3 protein-coding genes are annotated in these 2,167 nt (G+C 39.7%); all 3 read right to left on the reverse strand.

Annotated features, from left to right (window positions below; all coding sequences use genetic code 11):
• A partial coding sequence (locus MW688_RS13495) for an RRXRR domain-containing protein (RefSeq protein ID WP_486736531.1) occupies positions 1–194 on the reverse strand: 194 nt, incomplete at its 3' end.
• Positions 178–399, reverse strand: a complete 222-nt coding sequence (locus MW688_RS13500; RefSeq protein WP_486736532.1) for an HNH endonuclease — start codon at positions 397–399, stop codon at positions 178–180. The genes MW688_RS13495 and MW688_RS13500, both read right to left, overlap by 17 nt.
• A complete protein-coding gene (gene ltrA / locus MW688_RS13505; RefSeq protein WP_486736533.1) occupies positions 365–1,561 on the reverse strand; it encodes a group II intron reverse transcriptase/maturase in 1,197 nt (398 codons plus the stop codon). The genes MW688_RS13500 and ltrA overlap by 35 nt, the downstream gene beginning before the upstream one ends.
• Positions 1,562–2,167: the final 606 nt, after the last annotated feature.

Consider the following 2,167-nt stretch of genomic DNA (forward strand, 5'->3'; position numbering starts at 1 on the left):
AATAAATATTCTCTGACTTCGTAATTAAATAATGTCCCTTGTTGGTATTCGACCCCTGAGATTTCAGGATTGTCTATCTTTTGGAGATCAAATCTTACTAATTCTTGAACAATACTATTAATTGGGCATAGTTTGATTAGTCGATTTACCCAAGTAATAATATTTTGAACTGTTAAACTAAGCAAAAGAGTCACCCCTTTTACTCGTCTTCAAAACCGGACGTGAGACTTTCACCTCATCCGGCTCCTCGATTACCTGACTCTTGTCACGAGTACCTTGGTCATAGGTTCCATCGGTTTTAGTTTTTATGTCATGACAATGGGCATGAATTAACTGAAGGTTGTCATATCTATCTTTACCACCTTTACATCTGGGGATTATGTGGTCTATTTCCCACATATCTCCTTGTTGAAATTCTTTGTGGCAGATTGTACATTTTCCTTTTTGTCGTTTCAATAATACCTGTTCTCATCGTTTCGGCTATCTTTTCATAGTGCTTTTTGATTGCCTTGCTGGAAGGTTTTATGAGGGTTTTATATCCTTTGTGTGATTTTCCACATTGATGTTTTCCTAGTGTATGATGTTTGACATTAAAACCTAGGAAGTCGAACCCTTCTGTTGTATGGACAATCTTTGTTTTCTCATCCTTGAGCACTAACCCAATAGGCTCTAGGAATGAGGTTATTATTTCCTTGGCTTTTTTGACTATTATTTTTGACTCATGTATTACTATAAAGTCATCGGCGTATCTAATAAAGCTAAAAGATTTTAGATTGCCTCTCTTATCTCCCTTCCATGTTTTCACCCATTCATTAAGTCTATTTTCCATTCCATGTAAGGCTATATTAGCCAATAATGGGCTAACGATGCTGCCTTGAGGCGTGCCTTCCTCGGTAGGGAATAGACTCTTGTTTTCCATGTACCCAGACTTTAGCCATGCTTTTATTTGACGTTTGAACGCTATTGGACAGTCCCCTAGTTTATCCAATAAGTATTTGTGGTTTATTTTGTCGAAGCATTTTGCGATGTCGGCATCTAATACCCATTTCTGCTTTCGGCTTATCTGGTTATATATCGCTTGTACTGCGTCGTGGCATGATCGACCTGGTCTGAATCCGAAGCTATTAGGTTCAAAGACCGCTTCCCATTCTGGCTCTAATGCCATTTTGAGTAGCATCTGGACTGCTCTATCCCTTATGGTAGGAATAGATAGGGGTCTCTTTTCGCCGTTGGCTTTAAGGATATAAATCCTTCTAAGTGGTTCGGCTTTTTCGTTAATCCTAAGAATTTCCATTAGACCTATGCGTTCTTTAGGAGTAATGACTTTTTTACCATCAACTCCTGCGGTTCCTTTGCCCCGATTTTCTTGGGTTACTTTGCGTATTGCTAAAGCTTTTGCACTACGACTATTTACTAACAACCGTTGCAGACGTTTGACTAGCTTCTGGTTTCCCGAAACTTTGGCTCTATATATTCGTTTTTGTAACTTCCAGACAGTTTTTTCTACCTGTTTCCAGGGGATAAACTGCCAATCGCTATACTCGGTTTTATCCTTGTTCATGCTTTATTCGTTCACTACTTACAACTATATATTTCAAATAATCGGTTAACTTTTAGCTTATCCAACTTATTACTGGTTGGCGTTTGCTTCGGTTAACATCCTTGCCTCTTACCCCTTGCGCTGGTAACTACCTAGATATCGACCTATCTAGGAGGTGATAAGAGGTTTTCCCCGTTCCGACCGTTGATTTCACGTTACTTTTAGACTCTCTGAATACCCCGACCTTACTTAATGAGTACGATACTGGTGTCGAGACCCCAATATCCTTTCAGGTGTTGACTGTTTGTCTGCTGCCTTTCAGCCTTATTTGACAGCTCGTTTATAACGAGGTTTTGACAGAGTTCGTATAACCTAGTCATGAGTAACTTTGCTTGCGGTGTCACCATTTTAGGCTAATAGCTTATCCGCTTTTCCTGGAGCTTTAGACATTTGATAACCATTCTCTTGCCTATCCAAGATGCTTTAACTCGGTACTACGAGTAGAGGAATTTAACCTCTATCATCTGGTCAGTTCTCTAGTGGCTTGAAAGCCTTACTAGGTTTAGAGTTTATGCCCCTCTAAAAACGGGTCGCACCTCGACATTAAACTAGGAGGCAACCAACCTT

Source organism: Johannesbaptistia floridana, from assembly GCF_057440575.1.

Excerpts from the sequence above, each read along its gene's own strand:
- MW688_RS13500 (WP_486736532.1), bottom strand. The coding sequence starts at position 399 with ATGTGGGAAATAGACCACATAATCCCCAGATGTAAAGGTGGTAAAGAT.
- ltrA (WP_486736533.1), bottom strand. The coding sequence starts at position 1,561 with ATGAACAAGGATAAAACCGAGTATAGCGATTGGCAGTTTATCCCCTGG.